Below are 24,152 nucleotides of genomic sequence, written 5' to 3' on the forward strand. Positions count from 1 at the left end.
ATCAGTCTCCCCGATAAAGGCGATCGTTTTTAGGCATGGCAGCACGCCAACGCATCATACCGGTTCGCCGTGAGTACAATCGCTGGGTCGCAAACCAGACGCTGGAAGACTATGCGCTGCGGTTTACCGCAAAGAGCGCGCGCCGTTTCTCATCCAGCCGGATTTCGCAGACGGCGATCGGTGCGATCTCGTTTCTGGCGCTGGAGGCGATCGGCGGGGCGATTACGCTCTCCTACGGCACGACCAACGCGTTTTTCGCCATTCTGGTGGCCGCTCTCGTCATGCTGGTCGTGGGATTGCCGATCAGCCGCTATGCGATCCGCCACGGGGTCGATATCGATCTCCTCACCCGCGGCGCCTCGTTTGGCTATATCGGCTCCACCATCACCTCGCTGATCTATGCGAGCTTCACCTTCATGCTGTTTGCGATCGAGGCGTCGATCATGACCGGCGCGCTAGATCTCGCCTTCGGCATTCCGCCCTGGATCGGCTATATCATCTCGGCCGCGGTGGTGATCCCGCTGGTCATCTACGGCGTGCAGTTGATCTCGCGCTTCCAGCTTCTGACCCAACCGTTCTGGATCATCCTCAACATTCTGCCCTTTGTCTTCATCGCCTTTATGGACTGGCAGAAATTCGACCTCTGGCGCGCCTTTGCCGGCATCGGCCATTCGAACGGCGAAGTCGGCGGGGCCGCGCCGTTCGATCTGGTGGAGTTCGGGGCAGCGTCGGCCGTCATCCTGGCGCTGATGCCCCAAATCGGCGAGCAGGTCGACTTCCTGCGCTTTCTGCCGCCGGAAGGGCAGCGCAAATGGCGCCACCGGTTCGCGGTCTTCCTGGCTGGACCCGGCTGGGTTCTGGTCGGCGTTCCAAAGCTTCTCGCGGGCTCCTTCCTCGCCGTGCTGACGCTCTCGAGTGCTGTGCCGGTCGAGGACGCGGCCGATCCCGCCCACATGTACCTCGCCGCCTTCGGCTACATGATCCCCAACGAGACGGCGGCGCTGATGCTGATGGCCGCCTTCGTGGTCGTCTCGCAGCTGAAGATCAACGTGATGAACGCCTATGCGGGGTCGCTTGCCTGGTCGAACTTCTTCTCGCGGCTCACCCACAGCCATCCCGGCCGCGTCGTCTGGCTGGTGTTCAACGTCATCATCGCGCTGCTTCTGATGGAACTTGGCATCTACCGGCTGCTGGAAGAAACGCTCGGCATCTTCTCGATCGTCGCAATGAGCTGGCTCTGCACGATTTCGGCGGATCTGTTCATCAACAAGCCGCTCGGTCTGTCGCCGCCCGGCATCGAGTTCAAGCGCGCCCATCTCTATGACGTCAATCCGGTCGGCCTCGGCGCCATGTTTACAGCGACCGGCATTGCGCTGACAGCCCATCTCGGCCTGTTCGGCCCGCTGATGGCGTCGCTCGCTACCTATCTGACACTGACGGCCTTCCTGGTGTCGCCGGCGATCGCGTTCGCCACAAAGGGCAAATACTACCTTGCTCGGAAACCGCGCCGGAGCTGGAAGACGCTGGGTTCGATCACCTGCTCGATTTGCGAACACCCGTTCGAGCACGAGGACATGGCCTGGTGCCCGGCCTATGCTGCGCCGATCTGTTCGCTCTGCTGCTCGCTCGACAGCCGCTGCCACGACATGTGCAAGCCGCATGCGCGGCTGAACACGCAGGTCGGCACCGTGGCGCGCACCTTCTTGACCGAAAGCGTCATCGCCAAGCTCACCACCCGGCTTGGCCGCTACGGGATGACGGCGGTGATCTCGATCTCGGCGATCGGCGCCATCCTGTCGCTGATCGCCTATCAGGTGGGCCAGGCAGCGCCCGCCAATGCCGATGTCATCTACGGCACGATCCTGATCGTCTTCTTCGTGTTTGCCATCATTACCGGCATCTTCTCCTGGTTCTACGTGCTGGCGCATGACAGCCGGATGGTGGCCGAGGAGGAATCCTCGCGGCAGAACACGCTTCTTCTCAAGGAAATCTCGGCGCACAAGAAGACCGACGCGGCGCTGCAGGATGCCAAGGAAACCGCCGAAGCCGCCAATCGCGCCAAGAGCCGATATGTCGTTGGCCTCAGCCACGAGCTGCGCACGCCGCTCAACGCCGTTTTGGGCTATGCCCAGATACTGGAACGCGACGACACCATCCCTGCCCCGCGGCAATCGGCGATCAAGGTCATCAAGCGGTCCGCGGATCATCTTTCCGGGCTCATCGACGGGTTGCTGGACATTTCAAAGATCGAGGCCGGGCGGCTGCAGGTCTATTCAAACGAGATCAACATCCAGGATTTCCTCGACCAGATCGTCGAGATGTTCAGCCTGCAGGCGCAGGCCAAGGGTCTCGCCTTCGAACACGTGCGCGCCCGCACGCTTCCGCAATATGTGCGCACCGACGAAAAGCGGCTTCGCCAGATCCTCGTCAACATCCTCTCCAACGCAGTCAAATTCACAGACGAAGGCACGGTTCGTTTCGAGATCGCCTATCGCAGCCAGGTCGCCACCTTCACGGTGACAGATACCGGCCGCGGCATCGCGGAAAAGGATCTCGGCCGCATCTATGAGCCGTTCCAGCGCGGCGAGGCGGAAAGCATCCGGCCGATGCCCGGGCTTGGGCTCGGGCTCACCATCACTCAGCTTCTGACCAACACGCTCGGCGGTGAAATCTCCGTTGCCAGCACGAAGGGCGAAGGCTCGACCTTCAAGGTGCGTCTCATGCTGTCGGCGATCGAGAGGCCGAACACGACACCGGAGGCCGAGCGCAAGATCGTCTCCTACAGCGGTCCGCGCCGCACCATCGTCGTGGTGGACGACAACCAGGATCACCGCGACCTGATGCGCGAAGTGCTGGCGCCAATGGATTTCGTCATCCTCACGGCCGTCGACGGACCGGAATGCCTGACGCTGATCGAGGGTGTGCGGCCGGATCTTTTTCTGGTCGATATCTCCATGCCCGGCATGAGCGGCTGGCAGCTGGTTTCGCGGTTGCGCGAGGAGGGCCAGACGGCGCCCATGATCATGCTCTCGGCCAATATCGGCGATGGCACGACCGCAGATGCCGGTGGCGAAGGGCATGACGATACGCTTTCAAAGCCCGTCAACCTGCGCCGTCTTGCCGACAAGCTTGCCTCGCATCTCAGCCTCAAATGGGTCTACGAGGACGAAGCACCGGCACTGGCGCTTTCGGCGCTGGTCAAGCAGCCGGTCATCAGCCCCGGGACGGGCCATCTTCAGGATCTGCTGCGGCTCGGCGAAATCGGCTACGTGCGCGGCATCGAAGCCAAGCTCGCGGATCTGGCGACCGACCAATCGCACCGCCCGTTCGCGGAAGAGCTCGGAACCTATGTAAAGGCCTTCGACATGGCCGGTTACATGAAATACCTGGAACGCATGGAGACAGCGGAACTGAAAGAACGGGAAAACAACGATGGCTGACGCGACGACACCGCGCGATATCGTCCTCCTGGTGGACGACAGTCCCGAGACGCTCGGTTTTTTGACCGAGGCGCTGGAGCAATCCGGCTTTTCGGTGCTGATCGCCACGTCGGGTCAGGCAGCGCTTTCGATCGTCGAGCGCATCACGCCCGATATGATCCTGCTCGACGCCGTGATGCCCGGCATGGACGGGTTCGAGACCTGCCGCAGACTGAAGGCGCATGCGGCAGCTCAAGTGCCAGTGATCTTCATGACGGGCCTGACCGAAACCGAACACGTCGTCAACGCGCTGGATAGCGGCGGCGTCGACTATCTGAGCAAGCCGATCAATATCGACGAGCTGCGGGCGAGAATACGGGTGCATCTTTCCAACGCCCGCTCCGCCCAGAGCGCCCGCGTCGCGCTCGATGCCGCCGGCCGGCATCTGCTTGCTGTGCGAAACGACGGTTCGATCCGCTGGTCGACGCCGCAAGCAACGCGGCTGATGAATGCCGCAACGGAAAGCGATGACGGAATCGCGATCGTCGCGGGCCGCATCGGCGCCTGGATGGCGGAGCGCGATACGGCAGGCTTTGCCCGCAACGCCGCCTTCTCCCTGTCGGAAAACCTGCAGACCAGCCTGCAGTTTGCGTTTCTCGGCGCGATCGGCGCCGACGAATTCCTGTTCCGGCTGTCGGCCGCCGTCATCAAGCGGCCGGACGACGAAATCCTGCGCCAGCATTTCCCGCTGACGCAGCGGGAGTCGGAAGTGCTCTTATGGATCGCCAAGGGCAAGGCGAACAAAGATATCGGCGATATCCTCGGCCTATCGGCCCGCACCGTGAACAAGCATCTCGAGCAGATCTACATCAAGCTCGGCGTCGAAAATCGCGCCTCGGCAGCGGTCATGGCGGCGAACGTCCTGCACGCAGGCGACCGGCCCGACTAGACGCAAACGGGCCGACCGGGGCCAGACACTTGCAGTCGGCGATGCCAAGGGATAGATCCGCGCGCACCCTCAACGGCTTAGACAAGCCGCATCCGGAACTCCGCAGTCATGACTACACAATCGCCTTCGACGGCACAGACGCCCCACGACGCAGATAACTCCCCGACGGCGGACCGGGTGAGGAAACGCGTCGTCCTGCATTTCCCGGGCTTCGAGCCGCTCGACGCCGGCATGCACCATGCCCGCTATGTGCGCGCGGCGGCACAGAGCGCCAAGACATGGAACCTGGATCTCCAGACAGGTGAGCTGCAGCGGACCGCAAAGACGGCGTACTTCGACATTACCTGTCGGGTGCGGGATGCGGGCGACGGCGTCACGCAAAGCCGGTTCTACATCTTCGACCACTGCGCGCTGGTCAACAGCCTGAACGGCAAGCCGCTGCCGCGCCGTATCCTCGACGGTTATCGAAGCGCCTTGCGTATCGTCACCCAGGGCGGCATGGCCTGCTATCTCAGGCATGCGTGGCGGTTCGGCCTGTTCTTCCTGTTTCCGTTCCTGCTGGTGGCTGTAGTCCTTGGGCTCACCGCCGTGATCGCTGCCCTGCCCGCGCTGCTCGGGCTCAATATGTTGCATCTGTTGTGGAGCATCCCGCTTGGTCTTGCGCTGTTCCGCTACGCCTTCCTCCCCTTCATGGCACGGTTTCACACGCTGCACCTGTTTGCCGACTGGGAGATGGCCGACGCGATGGGCAATCTCGACAGGCCCGATGTCAACGCCTGGCTGGCGAGCTGCATGGAGGGTGTCCGCGAGGCACTGACTGAGGATGCGGACGAATATCTCATCACCTCGCACAGCATGGGATCGGCGGTCGCCACCCACGTGATCGGCATGCTGCTTGCGGAAAATCCTGATGTACTCAGGCGGGGCGCAGATCAGAGCGACCGCAAGGTGAGCTTCGTGACGCTCGGTGGCGCGATCCTGCAATGCTCGCTGCTGCGGCCCGCTACGACATTGCGCGAATGTGTCGGCCGCATTGCGCGGACGCCCGGGATCTTCTGGCTGGAGGTTCAGTGCCTCACCGACAGCATTCATTTCTACAAGAGCCGCGTCGTGGCGCTTGCAGGACATGAAGATGCACCCCAGGCGACGCTTGCCTTCATCAGGGTCAAGCGGATGATGGCGCCCGAGCGCTACAACAGGATCAAGCGCGATTTCCTGCGCGTGCACCGTCAATACGTTCTGGGATCGGAAGCAAAGTCGAATTTCGATTTCACACTGATGACCGCCGGCCCTCTCCCCGCGGCGCGGTTCGCCAGTTTCACCCCCGAAAGTTTCTGATGGGATTTTCAGGGTTTGAGCTCGGGAAACTTAGAGCTCGATATCTGAACCCTGCAGGCATCAATGCAAAAAGCCCGGCCAATGGCCGGGCTTCCTGTCAATCGATGGTTCAAGCCTTGAAGGCTCAGCCCTGCGGGAAGTAGCTGTACTTGCCGTCCGGACCCTTCTTCCACTCGTACATGACGTAGCCTGGGAGCTTCGGGTCGCCCTTGGCGTCGAAAGCCATGTCGCCGAGAACGGTCTTGAACGGACCCTTTTCCTTGAGAGCCTTGGCAACGACTTCTGCGTCGTCAGGGCTGCCAGCAAGCTTGATGCCTTCGGCGATGACCTGAACGGCTGCGTAGGAATAGAGCGTGTAGGCTTCAGGGTTGAAGCCGGCAGCCTTGAACTTGGCAACCAGTTCCTTGTTCTCCGGACGCAGTGTCGGATCGGGGCCGAACGTGTTCAGCGTGCCTTCGACTGCATCGCCAGCGATCGAGGCCAGTTCGTTGGAGACGATACCGTCACCCGATACGAGCGTTGCCTTGAGGCCAGCATCCTTCGCCTGACGGATGATCAGGCCGGCTTCCGTGTGGAGACCACCCCAGTAGATGATCGAAACGCCGGCTTCCTTCATCTTGGAAATCAGCGCTGAGAAGTCCTTGTCGCCAACGTTGACGCCTTCGCGGATGACCTGCTTCTTGCCGGCCGCGTTGTAGGCTTTCATGGTTTCTTCAGCGAGACCCTGGCCGTAAGGTGTCTTGTCGTCGATGATCGCGATCTTTGCATCGGCGAACTTCTCGGCGAGATACTTGCCGGCGACGCCGCCCTGCTGGTCGTCACGGCCGCAGGTGCGGAACGTGTTCCACAGACCGCGCTCGGTGAAGACAGGGTTGGTTGCTGCAGGGGTGACTTCGAGCATGCCGTTTTCGGCATAGACTTCCTGCGAAGCCGGGATCGAAACGCCCGAGTTGAAGTGACCGACCACATACTTCACGCCATCGGACGCGAACTTGTTGGCGACGGAAATGCCCTGCTTCGGATCGGAAACGTCGTCGCCGAGCGCGATGACCAGCTTTTCGCCGTTGATGCCGCCGGCGGCATTGATATCGGCGATAGCCTGTTCAGCACCCTTCTGCAGCTGCGCGCCGAATGCAGCATTCGGGCCGGTCAGCGGGCCGCCAACGCCGATGATGATATCGGCCCAGGCGTTGCCGCTGAATGCGACCATCGCCGTCAGCGCGACGGCGGAAAGAAGAGACTTCTTCATTGATTTACTCCCAGTTTTTAGGTGAGCGGTTTTTTGGGACCCGGACGCAATACCCACCATCATTGCGCCGGAGAAATGTTCCACCCTCTGGTGTATTCTTATTTGACCCAACCCAATCTGAAGTCAGAAATGAGCGACTGTCAATCTTTCTTCTTCCATGAGAAAGCGGAGACAGGCTGATAGAGCCAGTAGTAGTTCTGAACCATCTGACGGGTGCGGCGAATGCGGAATCCGGAGATGGAAAACGCCATCAGCAGCACCACATCGATGATGTAATGGAACGGGCTGATGAACGGTCCCTGGAACAGCGCGTAATGCATGAACTGCATCGCGACGGCCAGCAGCAGCGTGTAGGCGATGACATGGCCATAGCCGTTCCAGCCTTCTGCGACCGCCTTGCCGGCGCGCCACGCCGTCCAGAAGCCGAGGACCATGACGAGTGCGCGCAGGAAATAACGCACGCCAGTATCGGTTTCGAAAAACAGGCCCTGCATCTCAGTGTCCCCCGGTCGCCGGAATGGTGATCATGGTGCTCAATGCCGGCCCCCCTCGAGATAGGCGGCGCGGACTTCGGGATTTGCGAGCAGTTCCTTGCCGGAGCCGGACATCGTCACCTTGCCATTGACCATCACATAGGCGCGATCGGACAGTTTGAGTGCCGCAAACGCGTTCTGCTCGACGAGGAAGACGGTGAGCCCCTCTTCCTTGTTCAGCTTCTTGATCGCCTCGAAAATGCCCTTGACGATCAGTGGTGCGAGGCCGAGCGACGGCTCGTCCAGGAGAAGCAGTTTCGGACGCGCCATCAGCGCACGGCCGATCGACAGCATCTGCTGCTCGCCGCCCGAAAGCGTGCCGCCGCGTTGGGCCTGGCGTTCCTTGAGGCGCGGAAACAGGGTGAAGATCTTTTCGACGTCCTCTTTGAAATACTTGAGGTTGTCGAGACCGGCGCCCATCTGCAGGTTTTCGTGCACGGTCATGCGCGGAAAGATGCGGCGGCCTTCCGGCGACTGGGCGATACGCCGACGCGCGATCAGATGCGTCGGCACCTGCGTGATGTCTTCGCCGTCGAAGATGACCTGACCCTTGCGGGCCTGCGGGCTGCCGCAGATCGTCATCATCAGCGTCGACTTGCCGGCACCGTTGGCGCCGATCAGACTGACAATCTCGCCCTTGTTGACTTCGACATTGACGCCGTCGAGAGCCCGGATGTTGCCGTAGTAGGTTTCGACGCCCTGGACTTTCAGAAGGGGTTCACCGGCCATCAGACGGACCCCTCTTCGATAATGCCCTTGTCGAGCTTTTCCTCGATTTCTTCAACTTCATCATCCTCGACGCCGAGATAGGCTGCGATCACCCTCGGGTCGTTCTTCACGTGATCAGGCGTTCCGTCGGAAATCTTCTGGCCGTATTCCAGAACCACGACGTGATCCGAAATCTCCATGACGACGGACATGTCGTGCTCGATCAGGAGCAGCGACGTGCCTTCGTCGCGGATGCCGCGCAACAGCGCGTTGAGCGTCAGCGATTCCTTCGGGTTGAGGCCGGCGGCGGGCTCGTCCAGGCACAGAAGTTCCGGCCCTGTGCACATGGCGCGGGCAATTTCCAGCCGGCGCTGGGCACCATAGGAAAGATCGCCGGCCGGGTCGTCGGCGCGGTCTGTCAGATCCGCCTTGTCCAGCCAGTATTCGGCCTTTTCGATCGCGGCCTTGGCAGCGTTCTTGTAGGTCGGCAGACCCAAGAGGCCGAGGATCGTGTAACCCGAAGCCTTCATCAACACGTTGTGCTGCGCGACCAGCAGGTTTTCGAGAACCGTCAGGCCGGAAAACAGCCGGATGTTCTGGAAGGTACGGGCAACGCCCGCGACCTTGTTGATCTCGAAATCGCGAAGGCGTTCCAGAAGGAACTCCCGGCCGTTGCTGCGATGCAGGGTCAGCATGCCCATCGTCGGCTTGTAAAAGCCGGTGATGCAGTTGAACACCGTCGTCTTTCCGGCGCCGTTCGGGCCGATCAGCGCGGTGATTTCGCCGCGCTTGGCTTCGAACGAGAAGTCGTCGATCGCCATCAGGCCACCAAACCGCATCGACAGATGCTCGACCCTCAGGATCGTGTCTTTCGTCATAGTCGTCATATCCGTCGCCATCAGCCGTGGCCTTCCTTGGTGAAGCTGCCGGAGATGGCCTTTCGCTCCTTCAGGAAGGCTGTCGGCTCACGCGAGCCCACGAAGCCACGCGGCTTGAACAGCATGACGATGATCATCGCCAGCCCGAACAGCAGCATGCGGTAGAGTTCCGGAGTGAAGTCGGGGCCGAAGATGATCTTCAGGAACGACATCTCGCGCAGGATTTCGGTGCCGCCGACCATGATGACAGCCGCGATCGCGATACCGGTCAGAGAACCCATGCCGCCGAGAACCACGATGGCGAGGATCACAGCCGATTCCAGGAAGACGAAGCTTTCCGGAGAGACGAAGCCCTGGCGGGTCGCGAAGAAGGAGCCCGCAAAACCGCCGAACATCGCGCCCGTGGCAAATGCCGTGAGCTTGGTGGTGACGGTGTTGATGCCGAGCGAGCGGCAGGCGATTTCATCTTCGCGCAACGCTTCCCATGCACGACCGATCGGCATGCGACGCAGGCGAATGGTGACGTAGGCCGTCAGCATGCAGAGCGCGAGGATGATGTAGAACAGGAAGATCTTGTAATAGACCGACGAAGCCGAGAGGCCCCAGGCCTTGACGAAGTTGTTCGGGGAGCCCGTATCGAACGACCAGATGCCGAAGAACGACGCCTTGGCGATGCCCGAGATGCCGAACGTGCCCTTGGTGACGTCGGTCCAGTTGATCAGAACAAGCCGGATGATTTCCCCGAAGGCGAGCGTCACGATGGCAAGGTAGTCACCCCGCAATCTCAACACCGGGAAGCCGAGGATGACGCCCCAGAGCGCGGCGAGAATGCCGGACATCGGCAGCAGCAGCCAGAACGAGAAGCCGAAATAGGATGACAGAAGCGCGTAGGAATAGGCGCCGACCGCATAGAAGGCGACATAGCCAAGATCGAGCAGACCGGCGAGACCGACGACGATGTTGAGGCCCCAGGCGAGCATCACATAGATGAGGATCTGGATGCCGAAGTTGTCGACATATTTCAGCGAGCCCTGCTTGCCGACGATCAGCAGCGACAGGAATGGATAGATGAGCAGGAAGACCAGCGCGAACTTGAGGAAGTGGCGATGGAAGAAGCTCTTCTCTTCCGAAATCTCGAGAATGCCGGCTTTGGCCTTGGCAAGTTTGCGACGGTCGAGATGGGGCTTGATAAAGGCGACGGTCATGAAGCGACCGACGGCAGCGACTGCCACGAACACCGCAAGCAGGCCCCAGCGGGTGCGCCAGACGAGCTGGTTGTTGATGTCCTGATAGGTCTCGATGCCGACGAACAGGAGGAACATCAGGAAGGCGATGACGCCCGCAAATATGCCTTCCTTGATCGCCTTGGCCATGACGTTGTTGGGAACGGTTTCCGATACGGTCGCCATGTTACACCTTCTCCACTTCAGGACGACCGAGGATGCCGGTCGGCTTGAAGATCAGCACGAAGGCGAGGATCGCAAAGGTCGCGACATCCTTGTAGGCGATCGAGAAATACGCCGACCACAGGCTTTCGATGAGGCCGATCAGCAACCCGCCGAGAACAGCGCCCGGCAGCGAGCCGATGCCGCCGAGAACGGCTGCGGTGAATGCCTTCACACCCGGAATGAAGCCGTCGTTGAACGAGGCGACACCGTAATACATCAGGTACATGGCACCGGCGACGGCAGCGAGAGCCGCGCCCATGATGAAGGTGATCGAGATCGTCTTGTCGACGTCGACGCCGAGCAGAGCCGCCATCTTGCGATCCTGTTCGGTGGCGCGCTGGGCACGGCCGAGCGGCGTCTTGTTGACGATGTACCAGAACGCAAACAGCAGGATCGAGGTGATCACGACGATCAGGATCTGCTTCAGCGACACCGTGATCGCACCGAAATGATAGGTGTCGGTGACCAGCGGCGGGATCGGCTTGTTGCGCGGACCCTGCGTCACTTGGATGAAGTTCGACAGGAAGATCGACATGCCGATCGCGGTGATCAGCGGCGCCAGGCGGAACGAGCCGCGCAGCGGACGGTAGGCGATCCGCTCGATCGTCCAGTTCCACAGGCCTGTCATCAGCATGCCGACGAGCAGCATCAGCAAAAGCAGCAGCGCCACCGGAATGCCGGCGAAGAAGGATGTGGCAAGCAGGAACACGATCAGGGCGGCAAAGCCGCCGAGCATGAAGATGTCACCATGGGCAAAGTTGATCATGCCGATGATGCCGTAAACCATCGTATAGCCGATTGCCACGAGCCCATAGATGGATCCGAGAGTCAGCCCGTTTATGAGCTGCTGGATAAAATATTCCATATATTTTCCCCTGCGGATGCGATCCTTGGCGGCCGCATCTTTCGCTTGAATGTCCCTGATAGGATCTTCAATTTTTTTGATTCCTACCGGTTTCGATCGAAATGTGAAGTGCAAAAGAAAGAGGCAGACATAATTTCAGTGGCTTTTGCAGCACGTGACGCAAATCCGCTTGGCATTGTTGAAAAAACGGCACGATTTCCACACGAATGGCAAAAACTATAGAGAAATAACCTCTGGTCTGCTTCGGTCTTGGCTTATCCGCTTCTTCAGCTTTCGACGGTCAGGACCGCATGCGCGACCCGTTGGCGTCAAAGATCGGATGCGGCTGAAGCCGGGCGATGAGCATCTCGCCGAGCACCTCGATCTGCCACCCCTCCTCCGTTCGGGAGACCTCTTTCGGCACATAGCCCATGGCGACCGACACGCCGGCGGCATGGGCGTATCCACCCGAGGTCACCCAGCCGCAGACCTGGCCGTCAAGCGAGATCGGCTCGTCGCCGAGCACGTCCGCATCTTTTGCATCGACGACGAAGGTGACGAGACGCAGCGCGCCGCCCGCCGCCTTTTCCTCGATCGCCGCGGCCTTTCCGATGAAATCGGCCTCCTTGCCATAGGCGATGAAGCGACCGAGCCCGGCTTCCACGGGACCGTAAAGCGGCCGGTATTCGCGAGACCAGCTGCCGAAGGATTTTTCGACACGCAGCGCATTCAACGCCCGAAGGCCGAACAGGGTGATCCCGAACTCCGCACCGGCCTCCATGATGAGATCGAACAGATAGCGCTGGTATTCCGGCTTCATCCACAGCTCGAAGCCGAGATCACCGGTATAGCTGACACGGCCGAGGATGACCGGGGCCATGCCGAGATCGATCTCGACGATGCCCATGAACGGCAGAGCTTCATCCGACAGGTCGAGATGGGTCAGCTTCTGCAGCACATCGCGTGACCGGGGACCCGCAATCGAAAGGCCGACCAGACCGAGATTGAGGCAATCGAACGAAACCGAATCATCGTCCGGCAGATGCGTCTCGAACCAGCGCATATGAAAGTCTTCGGCAATGCCGGAGCCGATCAGCAGGAAGGCATCGTCGCCGAGATTGGCGAGCGTGAAATCGCCAATCAGCTTGCCGGCCTCGTTCAGCATCGGCGACAGTGCCATACGGCCGACGAGCGGAACCTTGCCCGCGAGAATATGATCGAGCCAGGCATGCGCGCCCTCGCCCCCGATCGAATATTTGGCGAACCCGGATGTCTCCATCAGCCCGACACTATCGCGCACCGCGTTTGTCTCGCGGCCGACATGCTCGAAATCTGTGGAACGGCGCCAGGAAAACGCATCCTCGACGCCTTCAGGCGCAAACCACAGCGGCGTTTCCAGCCCGTAGGACGCGCCGAACACCGCACCCCTCGCCTTCAGCGCGTCGTAGATCGGCGTCGTCAACAGTGGCCGCGCAGCCGGCAGTTCCTCGTTCGGGTAGCGGATCGAGAAGCGGCGGGAATAGTTTTCGCGCACTTTCGCATTGGTATAGGCAAGCGACGCATAGTCGCCGTAACGGGTCACATCCATGGCGAACACGTCGAAGCCGGGATCGCCCTCGACGATCCAGTTGGCAAGCGCCAGACCAACGCCGCCGCCCTGGCTGAACCCGGCCATGACAGCGCAGGCCGACCAGAAATTCGTCATGCCGCGCACGGGCCCGACAAGCGGGTTGCCGTCTGGCGAAAAGGTGAAGGGCCCGTTGATGATCGTCTTGATGCCGGCATTGTTGAAGGCCGGGAAATGCCGGAAGCCAACCTCCAGCTCGTTCGTGATGCGCTCAAGGTCCTCGGCCAAGAGTTCATGGCCGAACGTCCAGGGCGTCTCGATTGGCGACCACGGCCGGCAGTCCTTTTCATAGGTGCCCATCAGCATGCCGTTGCGTTCCTGGCGAATGTAGATCTCGCCGTCGAAATCGACGCAGTGCATCAGTTCGCGGCCGGACGTCTTGTTGAAGTCGATGACCTCAGGCATGTCCTCGGTGATCAGATACATGTGCTCCATGGCCAGCACTGGCAGCTCCAGCCCGACCATGCGCCCCACTTCGCGGGCCCAGAGACCGGCCGCATTCACCACATGTTCGCAGCGGATCTCGCCCTTGTCCGTGATCACCCGCCAGGTTCCGTCGGGAAGCTGCACCAGATCCTCGACCTTGGTATGCAGGTAGATCTCGGCACCGTTCTTCTTAGCCGATTTCGCATAGGCATGGGTGGTGCCGTAGGGGTCGAGATGGCCCTCGTGTGGATCGAACACGGCGCCCACAAACTGCGTCGGGTCGAGCAGCGGCATCATCGCATGCGCTTCCTCGACCGAGACGAGCCTTGCTTCACCATTTGCGTATTTGCCCTTGGCGAGCAGCGACTTGAACCAGTCGAACCGCTCCGGCGTCGCCGCCAGCATCAGTCCGGAGGTCATGTGCAGGCCGATGTCCTGACCGGAATAGGCCTCGATCTCCTTGTAGAGTTCGACCGTGTATTTCTGCAGCTTGGCAACGTTCGGATCGCCGTTGATCGTATGCATGCCCCCTGCTGCATGCCAGGTGGAGCCGGAGGTGAGTTCCGAACGCTCGAGCAAAACGACATCGCTCCAGCCGAGCTTGGTCAGATGGTAGAGGACCGAACATCCGACGACACCGCCACCGATGACGACAACTCGAGCATGGCTTTTCATGGATCCCGTTCCCATAACTTGATGCCTGTTTGGGGTGAGCCTAGAACCTCCTGAGAATTGCCAATAGGCTGTTCTGCGAACCCGGATTTGTCGTTTCCGACATAGTCGCTGTTCGTTTCGCGCCATGTTCGAGCAAGAGCGTGAAACTTATTTTTCAATCCTTGCGTATGCCCTTTCATGAACGCCAACCGACAGGGAATAGCGCAATGACAAACGTGCTGAGCTTCGACGAACTGGTAGGCAGCGTATTGACCACGATGCGCGATGCGACACCGCGCAAGACAATCGAGTTCGGCGTGATCCAGGGCTTCTGCCGCGATTTCGCCGAGGACCTCGCCCCCGAATTCGTCGACCTCCTGAACCGGGTCGAAGGCCTCTCAAGTCTCGTCCCGGCGCTCGAAAAGCGGCCGGACCTCGTCATGGCAGCATCCGAAGAAAAGGGTCTCTGGAGCTTCGTTCGCGAGAAGCACTGAGGCGCTTCGACTTGACGCCTTTAGTATCAATGCGTGATACTAAAAGTTGGATGCACCCATGAGGCATCGAGGCGACGTGAATGGTGAACTCTGTACTCCCGGCAATTCATCCAGGCGAGATCCTGCGAGATCTCTATCTTGAGCCGCTGGACATGACCCCTTACGCTCTTGCCAAGAAGCTCAATGTTCCACGCACGCGGATTGAACGCATCGTCGGGGAGAAAGTCGGCATCACGCCGGATACAGCGCTGTGTCTCGCGAGGTTCTTCAAGACCTCGCCTGAACTGTGGATGAATATGCAGACGAGCTACGACCTGAAAACGCAGGCGCAGGCTCTTGAGGCGGAACTCGCGACTATCGAGGAATATGCCTTGGCGGGTTGAGACCTGTCACGGCCCGGACGAATTTCACCCGCCCGAAAACGATGCCGTCAGGGCGAATTCGCGGCCCATTTCCATCAGGTCCTCGTAGACCGAGCCGGCGAACGATCGGGGCGTGATGATCTCGAAGGCATCGGGGCCGGTGCGCGCCAAATTCACTGCGACGTGGCCGAACTGCATGTTTGCGGAATGCCCCTGCGCAAACGCCTGCGGATGCAGATCGACGCCGACGCATTTTGCAAGGATCTGCCGCACGCTGGGTCCCGAAATCGCCATCAGCACCTTGCCGTCGCTCTGATCAACGACGGAGGCGCCGGATATTTCGGATAAGTGACCGGCAACGGTCTCTGAGCCTGCGGTGAGCGACACCGCCAGCCATTCCGCCGGGCCGCAGAAGCGCGGCGCGATATCCGGGGCAGCCTTGAGTGCTAGGCCCACGGCCTGCTCCTGGCCCGCATGGGCAAGCACCGAAAAGATCACCGGGCGCCGCGCGACGGACACGTGGTTGGGGTTGGCGTTCGCCTCGAAGCCCAGAATGTGATCTTCGAGCGCATGGCGGTGAAGAAGTGTCAAAGCCATCGTCATGCCCTCAAAGATGCAGTTTTGTGTTTTGTGGATCGACAAAGACCGGCAGGCAGACTTCCGCCGCGACTTCGGTGCCGCGAAGGCCGTCCCAGACAGTGATCTTCTCGCCGATCCGCTCGCGGCCGGATTTGAGAAGGCCGAGACCGATCGTGTGTCCGAGCGTCGGCGAATAGCAGGCTGATGATACGAAGCCCTGGTCGCCCGCAAGCGTCGCGGCGGCGCCGTCCTTGAGCAGATGGGCGCCCGCCATGAACTGCTTGTCGGTTTCCACAGGCTTCAGGCCGACGAGCTGAAGGCGATCGGCGGCGGTGAGGCCGAAACGGGTCGAGAGGCGCTTGCCGATGAAATCCGGCTTGGTCATCGCCATCATCTTTCCGTAACCGAGATCGTCGGGTGTCGTGCGGCCTTCCAGTTCGGCATGGGTGACAAAGCCTTTTTCGATCCGCAGGACGTTGAGCGCCTCGACGCCGTAGGCACAGATACCGTCCTCGCGGCCCGCTTGCATGATCGCATCGGCCACCGCCTCTCCGTAGCCTGCGGGCACTGCCAGCTCATAGGCCAGCTCGCCCGAAAACGAGATGCGGAACAGACGCGCCTTCAGCCCACCCTTGAGCGTGACGACCTTCGCACCGAGAAACGGCATCGCCGCATCGGAAATGTCGTCTTCCACGATCCGGGCAAGGATGATCCGCGCCTTCGGTCCGGCCAGCGACATCTGCGCCCACTGGTCGGAGGAGGAGACGAAGCGCACGTCGAGATGAGGCCAGAAGGTCTGGCTTGCAAATTCCAGATGCGCCATCACTTCTGTCGCGTAAGTCGTCGTGGTGGTCATCACATAGTGGTTTTCCGACAGGCGGCTGGTCGTGCCGTCGTCGGACACCATTCCGTCTTCGCGCAGCATCAGGCCATAACGCGCCTTGCCGACCGGCAGCTTCAGGAAGGCGTTGGAATAAACCCGGTTCAGGAATTCAGCAGCGCCTGTGCCGAAGATCTCGATCTTGCCGAGCGTCGAGACATCGCAGAGACCGGCGTTTTCGCGCACGTTGCGCACTTCGCGGTCAACGCTGTCGCGCCAGGTTTTTTCTCCGTCGCGCGCAAACCAGGAGGAGCGGTACCAGAGGCCGCTCTCGACGAAGGTCGCGCCATTCTTCTTGGCCCAGCCATGCAAAGGCGAGGTCCTGACCGGCGCCGCGTGCTCGGCCCGCGATGTGCCGGCGAGCGCGCCCATCGAGACCGGCGTGTAGAACGGCCGGAAGGTCGTGGTGCCGATTTCGGCCGGCGACACGCCGCGCATGGCAGCGACGATGCCGATCGTCGCGACATTGCCGAGCTTGCCCTGGTCGGTCGCCATGCCTGACGTGGTGTAGCGCTTGGTGTGCTCGATGTGCCTGAACCCCTCGCGCTGGGCGAGGCCGAGATCGCCCACATGCACGTCGTTCTGGAAGTCGACAAAGGCCTTGTCCTTGGCCCCCGGCACATACCAGAGCGGCGCGAAATCAGGATCGTATTCGCCCTCAACCTCGGGAATATTGGCCGCGTAGGCGGCAAAGCCGAGTTCGGTTGCGAGTGCCGCCGCCTTGGACGCCCCGTCGCGAAGGCAGGCGGCGATGGTGTCGGCACCGCCTGCCGAGCCGGCAGCGACAAAGCTTGCGCCTACATCCGGTGCCAGAAACGCCTTCGCCGCGTCCGACCAGACGGGCTTGGCACCGCGCTGGCACATCAGATGCACGATCGGCGACCAGCCGCCGGCCATGGCCAGCGCATCGCAGGCGATCTCTTCCTCGAAACCGGCCCGCTCTGCCACCAGCGCATCGATGCGGTTGCGGCCCCTTGTGGCGACGACGGCACCGCCATGGATGACACGAATGCCGTAGGGTGCCGGATCGGTGGACGCGGCGCGCGCATCGATGATCGCGGCAACCTCGACGCCACGGGCGGAAAGATCGGCCGCCGTGCGATAACCGGAGCCACCGTTGGTGAAGACGGCAACCTTGGAGCCGACGGCGACGCCGTAGCGGTTGAGATAGGTGCGCGCCGCATTCGCGGTCATCACGCCCGGCCGGTCGTTGCCGCCGAACACAAGAGGCCGCTCTTCGGCACCGGAGGCTAGGATCGCCCGCTTGGCGACAATGCGCCAGACACACTCGACTGGCAGATCCGGCGACGGCGTTTCCACGTGTTTCTGCACCCGCTCGACGGCGCCGAACACCATATCGTCATACCAGCCGAACACTGTCGTGCGCGGCATCATCGTCACGTTCGGAAAGGACGCGAGTTCCTCGACCAGAGTTGCCGCGTAGTCGCTCGCCGCCTGCCCGCCAATCACGACGTTTTCAGACAGAAGCGAGCCTCCCAAGCGGGCGCTTTCATCGGCAATCAGCACGCGCGCACCGGCCCGGGCGGCAGAAAGTGCTGCCATCAGTCCCGCAGGCCCTGAGCCGACGACGAGCAGGTCGCAATGCGCCCAGGCTTTCTCGTAGCGATCCGGATCCGCCTCCATGGTCAGCTTGCCGAGACCGGCGGCACGACGGATGACAGGCTCGTAGAGCTTTTCCCAAAGCATCGCCGGCCACATAAAGGTCTTGTAGTAGAAGCCGGCGCCCAGAAACGGCGACAGCAGGCCGTTGACCGCGCCCATATCGAAGGCGAGCGACGGCCAGCGGTTCTGACTGACGGCGGTGAGGCCATTGTAAAGCTCGGCCACCGTCGCGCGCACGTTCGGCTCAGACCGGGCACCGCTGCCAACAGTCATCAATGCGTTGGGCTCGGCGGAACCTGATGTCACCGGGCCACGCGGGCGGTGATACTTAAAGCTGCGGCCCATCAGCATCTGGTCGTTGGCGATCAGCGCCGAGGCGAGCGTATCGCCGTCGAACCCGGTATAGCTTTTGCCGTCGAACGTGAATGTCAGGGGATTGGCCCGGTTGACGAGACCGCCGGCATCAAGACGATAGGCGCTCATCGGCTCCCCTCCTGAGATGCTTGCGCATCCGTCACACCGAAGACCTCATGCGTGAGGTTGTCGCGATCGACCACCAGCCAGCGGCGGCAGCCGGCCGCGTGATGCCAGTATTCCTGATATCGGCCCTTTGGATTGTCGCGGACATAGACATAGCGGTGCCAGGCCTCGTCCTTTTCGGACGCCGACGGGCGGGCAATCACGGCGCCGCGCACCGAAAACTCTTCCTTCGGCCGCGTTCCGCAATGGGGGCAGGTAATCAGGCTTGCCATGTCTTGATCTCGGTCTTTGTTCTCGGTCTTCGTCTCGGTGCGGATACGGCTCAGTGCATGTTCGGCTGCGGGCCTTTGCCACCCTCGTCGAGCACATAGCCTCGCTCGAACCGGTCGAGCCGCATGAAGCGCGAGACGTGATGGGTTTCGTTCTTGGCAATCAGATGCGCGAAGCAGAATCCTGAGGCCGGCGTGGCCTTGAAGCCGCCGTAGCACCAGCCGGCGTTGAGATAGAGATTGTCGATCGGCGTGCGGTCGATGATCGGTGATCCGTCCATCGACATGTCCATCACGCCACCCCAGGCCCGCAGCGCCTTGGCGCGCGAAAGTCCGGGGATCAGCGACACGCCCTCCTGCATCGTCTCCTCGACGGTCGCAAGATTGCCGCGCTGCGCATAGGAGGAATAGTAGTCGATATTGGCGCCGAACACGAGACCGCCCTTATCCGACTGCGAGATGTAGAAGTGCCCCGCGCCATAGGTGATGACGTTGTCGATGATTGGCTTCAGCCCCTCCGACACGAAGGCCTGCAGCACATGCGTCTCGATCGGCAGGGCAAGATCCGCCATGCGCCCGACCGTCGTCGTGTTGCCGGCCGCCGCCAGCGCCAGCCGGTTGCAGCCTATAAAGCCCTTGGTCGTCTCGACACCCTCGACTTCGCCGCCGGGGCCCCGACGAATGCCGGTCACCTCGCAATGCTGGATGATGTCGACGCCTCTCGCATCTGCACCGCGCGCATAGCCCCAGGCGACCGCATCGTGACGCACCGTGCCGCCGCGCTTTTGCAGCAGACCGCCCATGACGGGAAAGCGGCCGTGGTCGAAATTGAGATAGGGTGCGAGCCTGCGCACCTGTTCGCGGTCCAGCAGATCCGCATCGACGCCGTGAAGCCGCATGGCATTGCCGCGACGGGCATACTCGTCGCGCTGGCCGTCGGAATGGAACAGGTTCAGCACGCCGCGCTGCGACACCATGGCATTGTAGTTGAAGTCCCGTTCCAGCCCTTCCCACAGCTTCAAGGACATCTCGTAGAACGGATTGTTGCCTTCCAGCAGATAGTTGGACCGGATGATCGTGGTGTTGCGGCCGACATTGCCCGACCCGATATAGCCCTTCTCGATGACAGCGACATTGGTGATGCCGAATTCCTTGGCAAGGTAATAGGCGGTCGCCAGACCATGCCCTCCACCACCGACGATGATCACATCGTAATGCGGTTTCGGCTCCGGCTCGCGCCATGCCGGCGTCCAGCGCCGGTTGCCCGAAAGCGCCTGCTTGATGATCGATAAGGCGGAATATCGCATGCCGTGTTCCCGTGCTCGTTGCGCCCACATTCGCACATGCGGACGAAGAAACAAGGGCAATCGGGACATCGAAACGCCAGTTTCCAGCCTTGGCGAGACAAGCCCCCACACCGTTGCCGTCCCGCCACGCCGAACGTTGCGGGCGCCGATTTTGGCGCAGGCACTTATTGTATTTCAGTCACTTAACACGAGTTACATCCTCACGCGCAGGCACGGCCGTAAAATCCACGCGACCAACACAAGCCAACCTTTGGGAGCGCGACATGCCCGATACGACCACCCTTCTCGACATGCCCTTCATCCTGCCGTCGCAGGCGCAGAAACACGTCACCCATAACGAGGCGCTGCTTGTTCTGGATGCGCTGGTGCATCTGACAATTCTCTCCGAACTGTCGGCCCCACCGACCTCGCCTGCCGACGGCAATCGCCATCTGGTGGGTGCGAGCGCGACCGGGGCATGGACTGGCAAGACCGGCAGCATCGCCGCCTGGCAGGACGGCGCCTGGACCTTCCTGACCGTGAAGACGGGATGGCGGGCATGGTTTGCGGAAACTTCTCGCCTGCGTGTGTTTGATGGCGCTGCATGGCGGGATGTTCCGCTGCCGGATCAGGGCACCCTGAGCCTGCTCGGCATAAACGCTGTCGCCGATGCCACCAACCGATTGTCGCTGTCGTCTCCTGCAAGCCTCTTCAACCATGCCGGCAACGGTCACCAGATCAAGGTCAACAAGGCGGCCGCAACCGACACCGCATCGCTCCTGTTCCAGTCCAACTGGACCGGGTTCGCAGAAATGGGGCTTGCCGGAAACACCGAATTCTCCATCAAGATCAGCGACGGCACCACCTGGCGCACGGGTCTCGCCATCAGCCCGACAGGTCGCGTCAGCCGACCGAACCAGCCGGCAGCAAGGGCCTATCGCACCGGCACCACGTTCACACCGACATCAGGTCAGCAGAGCGGCTTTACCACCTATGCCCTCAACCAGGGCAGTTTCGTGCTGGGGGCTGCAGCCGCCGGCGGCGGCAACGGGATCACGGTTCCAGCAGCCGGCATCTACCTCGTCACCCTCAATCTTGTCGTCACCACATCGTCGGGACACGGAGCAGTGCTGCTGCGCAACGGTACGGAAACACTGATGACCCTCACCGGCATAACGGGTGGTGCGCAGTCGCAGAGTGCGAGCGGCGTGTTTTCGCTGAGCGCAGGCGATAGCCTGACGCTTCAGCACTCCGGCACCGCACAGGTGACACTGGGTGCCGGCAAGACGGAGCTCTCGCTGACCCTGCTCTGACCAAAATCGACGTGGCCGATTATCGCAATTCCAGTTGCAAAGATCGGCCATTTTACCCGCGCGGTGGCCACAATGTGTCCTCTTCCGGAGCAGCCATGAAATAAAACAAGAAATTTATCACTTAAGACAACTCTAACAATGCCTTGTTTTAAAAGGTTTTTGTCGGCTCGAATCAAGTGAATTGCGACCAATGCGGGTTTGGCCACAAATGGCGCGTCTCGTTTAGTCAAATGTTAAAACTGCCCCGGTAGGCTCTCGTTTGTGGTCTTGCGTTGTGTAGAGAGTCCAATGACCGAAATGATACGTCCCCGAGTTAAATATGTCATCGGTCCCGATGGCAGCCCGCTTACGATTGCGGATCTTCCGCCGGCCAATACGCGCCGCTGGGTTATCCGTCGTAAGGCAGAGGTTGTCGCCGCGGTTCGCGGCGGCCTGTTGAGCTTGGAAGAAGCCTGCGAGCGTTATACGCTCACCGTCGAAGAATTCCTGTCCTGGCAAGCGTCTATCAACGACCACGGCCTGGCCGGTCTTCGGACCACCCGCATTCAGCAGTACCGCCATTAGGCGAAGTCAGCAGACCACTGTTCATCGGTAAAATCGAAGTGCCGTTGCCTCACCGCAGCGGCACTTTTTATTTGCCCTGGTTTGAAACTTACCGGGACAAGGACGGTTCTCGCCGCGCCAGTTGCGGCAATATGCCGGCGATGATCGCCGAAGCCGCATAGAACCACAGGCCGGGTTGCGCTACTGCCTGCGCGAGGCCGGATGTCTTGGCCGCAAACACCACGAGTGCCACCAGCATCACATCCATCATCGACCATTTTGCAAGATGCGGCATCACGCGCGCAAAAAATCCCGGCTGACGATTGCCGCGAAAGGCTTGCGCGCCGAGCGCCATAAGCTTTGCAACCGGGAAGACGATCGAGAACAGTCCGACGATCAGCGAAAGCGCAACATCGCCCTGCCCCCAAAGAGCCGAAACCAGTTCGACCAGCGACGGCGTCTCGCGGAAAAAATACAGGCGGTCGAAGCGAATGATCGGCAGGGTCAGACCCAGGGCCAGAAAAACACAAGCGACGGCATAAAGCGAAAACCAGATGAGCCTTCTCATCGGGCACCCATAGCAAAGCTTGGGCCACACGTCTGCCCTGCCGCTCCGTGGAAAAAGTCGAAAAAGCAAAAACGGGGGCACCGGTCCGCGGTCCCCTCGTCAAAGTCCTCTCGCTATCGTGTGATGCGCTCGGCTGGCAACCAGCCGTAAGGCATCAGGCGCGGGCGCGCATACCGGTGTCGCGCTCTTCGAGCGCCGACGCCTTTGCAAATTCGGCTTCCGCCTCTTCCAGCGCAAGCTCGGCGGCATCCTGCTGGATCCGAAGTTCCCGGATCGAGACTTGCAGATTGTCGGCCCGCTGGCGGGCAGCCTTGGCAAAAGTTGGATAGGCGAAGTGATTCGGGTCGGAAATTCCCGATTTCTTCTCCTCGACGGTGATCTGGTGCTCCAGTTCCTTCGCCATTCTTTCGAATTCGGCCATCATCGTCTGCAACTGCTGCAGTTGACGACGCTTTTCGTTAACCTGAAAGTTCTTCAGGCGAACAAGATTGTCACGCGATTTCATACGCAATACTCCGTGGATAGCGAGACCCAGGCCGGTAAACCCCTGTTCAATACAGTGCGAGGCTCAAAAAATTTCCGAGGCGTTAACAAATTTGGCGCCGCGTTAACCTTTCATTTACAGGCATCATTAACAATAAGCCTGATCATTTAAGGGTCGGTAAATGCCAAGGCCGGTTTTCGGTCACGACAATGTCGGAGTCGTTTGAATCACTTAGCGGGGTTTCCTCCTCCGCTGAATCAAGCTGGCGATGGCCAATCCTTAAAGTAAAACAGGCTGCTACTAATTTTGCTTAACAAAATGATGCACCTTGCCAGGACCGCTCATAATTTGTTAACCAGTTTCTGGCAGCTTCCAAATCAGGCTCAGTCTGGATCCGTATCGAGTAAGGGGGCATCGGTAACCTTACGCGGCGGTAAAGGGGAAAATTATGCGGGTTCTACTCATCGAAGATGACAGCGCGACGGCCCAGTCGATCGAGCTGATGCTGAAATCGGAAAGCTTCAACTGCTATACGACCGACCTTGGCGAAGAAGGCGTCGACCTTGGTAAGTTGTATGACTACGATATCATTCTTCTTGACCTCAATCTCCCCGACATGTCGGGTTATGAAGTGCTTCGCACTCTGAGATTGTCAAAGGTCAAGACGCCAATCCTGATTCTGTCGGGCATGGCGGGCATCGAAGACAAGGTACGAGGCCTTGGTTTCGGCGCAGACGACTACATGACCAAGCCGTTCCACAAGGACGAACTGGTTGCACGTATCCACGCCATCGTTCGCCGTTCGAAGGGCCATGCCCAGTCGATCATCATCACCGGCGAACTGATCGTGAACCTCGACGCCAAGACCGTCGAAGTCGGCGGCCAGCGTGTGCACCTGACGGGCAAGGAATACCAGATGCTGGAGCTTCTTTCGCTCCGCAAGGGGACCACGCTCACCAAGGAAATGTTCCTCAACCACCTTTATGGCGGTATGGACGAGCCGGAACTGAAGATCATCGACGTCTTCATCTGCAAGCTGCGCAAGAAGCTCGCAAATGCGGCCGGTGGCGCGAACTACATCGAGACTGTCTGGGGCCGTGGCTACGTGCTGCGCGAACCTGACAATGTCGAGCTCGCAGAAACCGCCTGAGCCTGAAAACTTTTCCCTATCCCGGATTGAAGAGCACCCGCGCAAGCG

At 60.6% G+C, this 24,152-nt stretch carries 21 protein-coding genes; 8 read left to right on the forward strand and 13 right to left on the reverse strand.

From position 1 onward, the window contains the following. Window positions 1–35: 35 nt before the first annotated feature. The 3 genes from ACQY1P_RS17180 (at window position 36) to ACQY1P_RS17190 (ending at window position 5,706) form a co-directional block, all read left to right on the forward strand. Window positions 36–3,440, forward strand: coding sequence for a hybrid sensor histidine kinase/response regulator (locus ACQY1P_RS17180; RefSeq protein ID WP_430254584.1), 3,405 nt, complete (start codon window positions 36–38; stop codon window positions 3,438–3,440). Then, on the forward strand, window positions 3,433–4,368 hold the full coding sequence (locus tag ACQY1P_RS17185) for a response regulator (RefSeq protein ID WP_430254586.1): 936 nt from the start codon (window positions 3,433–3,435) through the stop codon (window positions 4,366–4,368). Before ACQY1P_RS17180 ends, ACQY1P_RS17185 begins: the two co-directional genes overlap by 8 nt. Window positions 4,369–4,476: 108 nt before the next feature. Beyond that, window positions 4,477–5,706: a hypothetical protein gene (locus ACQY1P_RS17190; RefSeq protein WP_430254588.1), complete on the forward strand. Its 1,230-nt coding sequence runs from the start codon at window positions 4,477–4,479 to the stop codon at window positions 5,704–5,706. A 124-nt stretch (window positions 5,707–5,830) separates the two neighbouring features. Here ACQY1P_RS17190 and ACQY1P_RS17195 read toward each other — a convergent pair whose 3' ends face one another. The 7 genes from ACQY1P_RS17195 to ACQY1P_RS17225 form a co-directional block, all read right to left on the reverse strand. Continuing rightward, a complete protein-coding gene (locus ACQY1P_RS17195; RefSeq protein WP_062455215.1) occupies window positions 5,831–6,955 on the reverse strand; it encodes a branched-chain amino acid ABC transporter substrate-binding protein in 1,125 nt (374 codons plus the stop codon). Window positions 6,956–7,095: 140 nt separating this feature from the next. After that, complete coding sequence (locus ACQY1P_RS17200; protein ID WP_062455213.1) at window positions 7,096–7,449, reverse strand: DUF6867 family protein; 354 nt, start codon at window positions 7,447–7,449, stop codon at window positions 7,096–7,098. Window positions 7,450–7,488: 39 nt separating this feature from the next. Beyond that, window positions 7,489–8,217, reverse strand: coding sequence for an ABC transporter ATP-binding protein (locus ACQY1P_RS17205; RefSeq protein ID WP_062455212.1), 729 nt, complete (start codon window positions 8,215–8,217; stop codon window positions 7,489–7,491). Beyond that, complete coding sequence (locus ACQY1P_RS17210) at window positions 8,217–9,095, reverse strand: ABC transporter ATP-binding protein (RefSeq protein WP_062455210.1); 879 nt, start codon at window positions 9,093–9,095, stop codon at window positions 8,217–8,219. The genes ACQY1P_RS17205 and ACQY1P_RS17210 overlap by 1 nt, the downstream gene beginning before the upstream one ends. Further along, entirely contained in the window at window positions 9,095–10,483 is a 1,389-nt protein-coding gene (gene livM / locus ACQY1P_RS17215) for a high-affinity branched-chain amino acid ABC transporter permease LivM (protein WP_092660116.1), read from the reverse strand. Before livM ends, ACQY1P_RS17210 begins: the two co-directional genes overlap by 1 nt. Before the next feature lies 1 nt (window position 10,484). Continuing rightward, window positions 10,485–11,387: a branched-chain amino acid ABC transporter permease gene (locus ACQY1P_RS17220; protein WP_062455207.1), complete on the reverse strand. Its 903-nt coding sequence runs from the start codon at window positions 11,385–11,387 to the stop codon at window positions 10,485–10,487. A 280-nt stretch (window positions 11,388–11,667) separates the two neighbouring features. After that, window positions 11,668–14,094: a GcvT family protein gene (locus ACQY1P_RS17225; protein ID WP_430254590.1), complete on the reverse strand. Its 2,427-nt coding sequence runs from the start codon at window positions 14,092–14,094 to the stop codon at window positions 11,668–11,670. A 206-nt stretch (window positions 14,095–14,300) separates the two neighbouring features. Here ACQY1P_RS17225 and ACQY1P_RS17230 point away from each other — a divergent pair, with 206 nt between their 5' ends. Together ACQY1P_RS17230 and ACQY1P_RS17235 are read left to right on the forward strand one after the other, a co-directional pair. Beyond that, window positions 14,301–14,567, forward strand: coding sequence for a hypothetical protein (locus ACQY1P_RS17230; protein WP_062582644.1), 267 nt, complete (start codon window positions 14,301–14,303; stop codon window positions 14,565–14,567). Between the two features lie 80 nt (window positions 14,568–14,647). Further along, on the forward strand, window positions 14,648–14,950 hold the full coding sequence (locus ACQY1P_RS17235) for a HigA family addiction module antitoxin (protein ID WP_174196320.1): 303 nt from the start codon (window positions 14,648–14,650) through the stop codon (window positions 14,948–14,950). A 24-nt stretch (window positions 14,951–14,974) separates the two neighbouring features. Here the strand turns inward: ACQY1P_RS17235 and ACQY1P_RS17240 are convergent, their stop codons facing one another. Genes ACQY1P_RS17240 through ACQY1P_RS17255 form a run of 4 tightly spaced genes read right to left on the reverse strand, consistent with a single transcriptional unit; the run spans window position 14,975 to window position 20,067 of the window. Continuing rightward, on the reverse strand, window positions 14,975–15,526 hold the full coding sequence (locus ACQY1P_RS17240; protein WP_430254592.1) for a sarcosine oxidase subunit gamma: 552 nt from the start codon (window positions 15,524–15,526) through the stop codon (window positions 14,975–14,977). 10 nt (window positions 15,527–15,536) lie between these two features. Continuing rightward, complete coding sequence (locus tag ACQY1P_RS17245) at window positions 15,537–18,494, reverse strand: sarcosine oxidase subunit alpha family protein (protein WP_430254594.1); 2,958 nt, start codon at window positions 18,492–18,494, stop codon at window positions 15,537–15,539. Continuing rightward, window positions 18,491–18,763, reverse strand: a complete 273-nt coding sequence (locus ACQY1P_RS17250; protein ID WP_062582640.1) for a sarcosine oxidase subunit delta — start codon at window positions 18,761–18,763, stop codon at window positions 18,491–18,493. Before ACQY1P_RS17250 ends, ACQY1P_RS17245 begins: the two co-directional genes overlap by 4 nt. A 50-nt stretch (window positions 18,764–18,813) precedes the next feature. Further along, on the reverse strand, window positions 18,814–20,067 hold the full coding sequence (locus tag ACQY1P_RS17255) for a sarcosine oxidase subunit beta family protein (RefSeq protein WP_430254596.1): 1,254 nt from the start codon (window positions 20,065–20,067) through the stop codon (window positions 18,814–18,816). A 263-nt stretch (window positions 20,068–20,330) separates the two neighbouring features. On the opposite strand from ACQY1P_RS17255, the gene ACQY1P_RS17260 reads away from it, so the two are divergent. Beyond that, complete coding sequence (locus ACQY1P_RS17260) at window positions 20,331–21,359, forward strand: DUF2793 domain-containing protein (RefSeq protein WP_430254598.1); 1,029 nt, start codon at window positions 20,331–20,333, stop codon at window positions 21,357–21,359. A 288-nt stretch (window positions 21,360–21,647) separates the two neighbouring features. Then, entirely contained in the window at window positions 21,648–21,923 is a 276-nt protein-coding gene (locus ACQY1P_RS17265) for a DUF1153 domain-containing protein (RefSeq protein ID WP_062455190.1), read from the forward strand. An 88-nt stretch (window positions 21,924–22,011) separates the two neighbouring features. On the opposite strand, the gene ACQY1P_RS17270 is transcribed toward ACQY1P_RS17265, so the two are convergent. After that, a complete protein-coding gene (locus tag ACQY1P_RS17270) occupies window positions 22,012–22,470 on the reverse strand; it encodes a paraquat-inducible protein A (protein WP_174196316.1) in 459 nt (152 codons plus the stop codon). Window positions 22,471–22,624: 154 nt separating this feature from the next. Further along, window positions 22,625–22,975 carry a hypothetical protein gene (locus tag ACQY1P_RS17275; protein WP_062455186.1) on the reverse strand — a complete coding sequence of 117 codons (351 nt, stop codon included), beginning with the start codon at window positions 22,973–22,975 and terminating at the stop codon, window positions 22,625–22,627. A 427-nt stretch (window positions 22,976–23,402) separates the two neighbouring features. Here ACQY1P_RS17275 and ctrA point away from each other — a divergent pair, with 427 nt between their 5' ends. Beyond that, window positions 23,403–24,104: a response regulator transcription factor CtrA gene (gene ctrA, locus ACQY1P_RS17280; RefSeq protein WP_062455185.1), complete on the forward strand. Its 702-nt coding sequence runs from the start codon at window positions 23,403–23,405 to the stop codon at window positions 24,102–24,104. Window positions 24,105–24,152 lie beyond the last annotated feature (48 nt).

Source organism: Neorhizobium sp. DAR64872/K0K18 (genome assembly GCF_050500175.1).
In the GTDB taxonomy this organism is placed as follows: domain Bacteria; phylum Pseudomonadota; class Alphaproteobacteria; order Rhizobiales; family Rhizobiaceae; genus Neorhizobium; species Neorhizobium soli.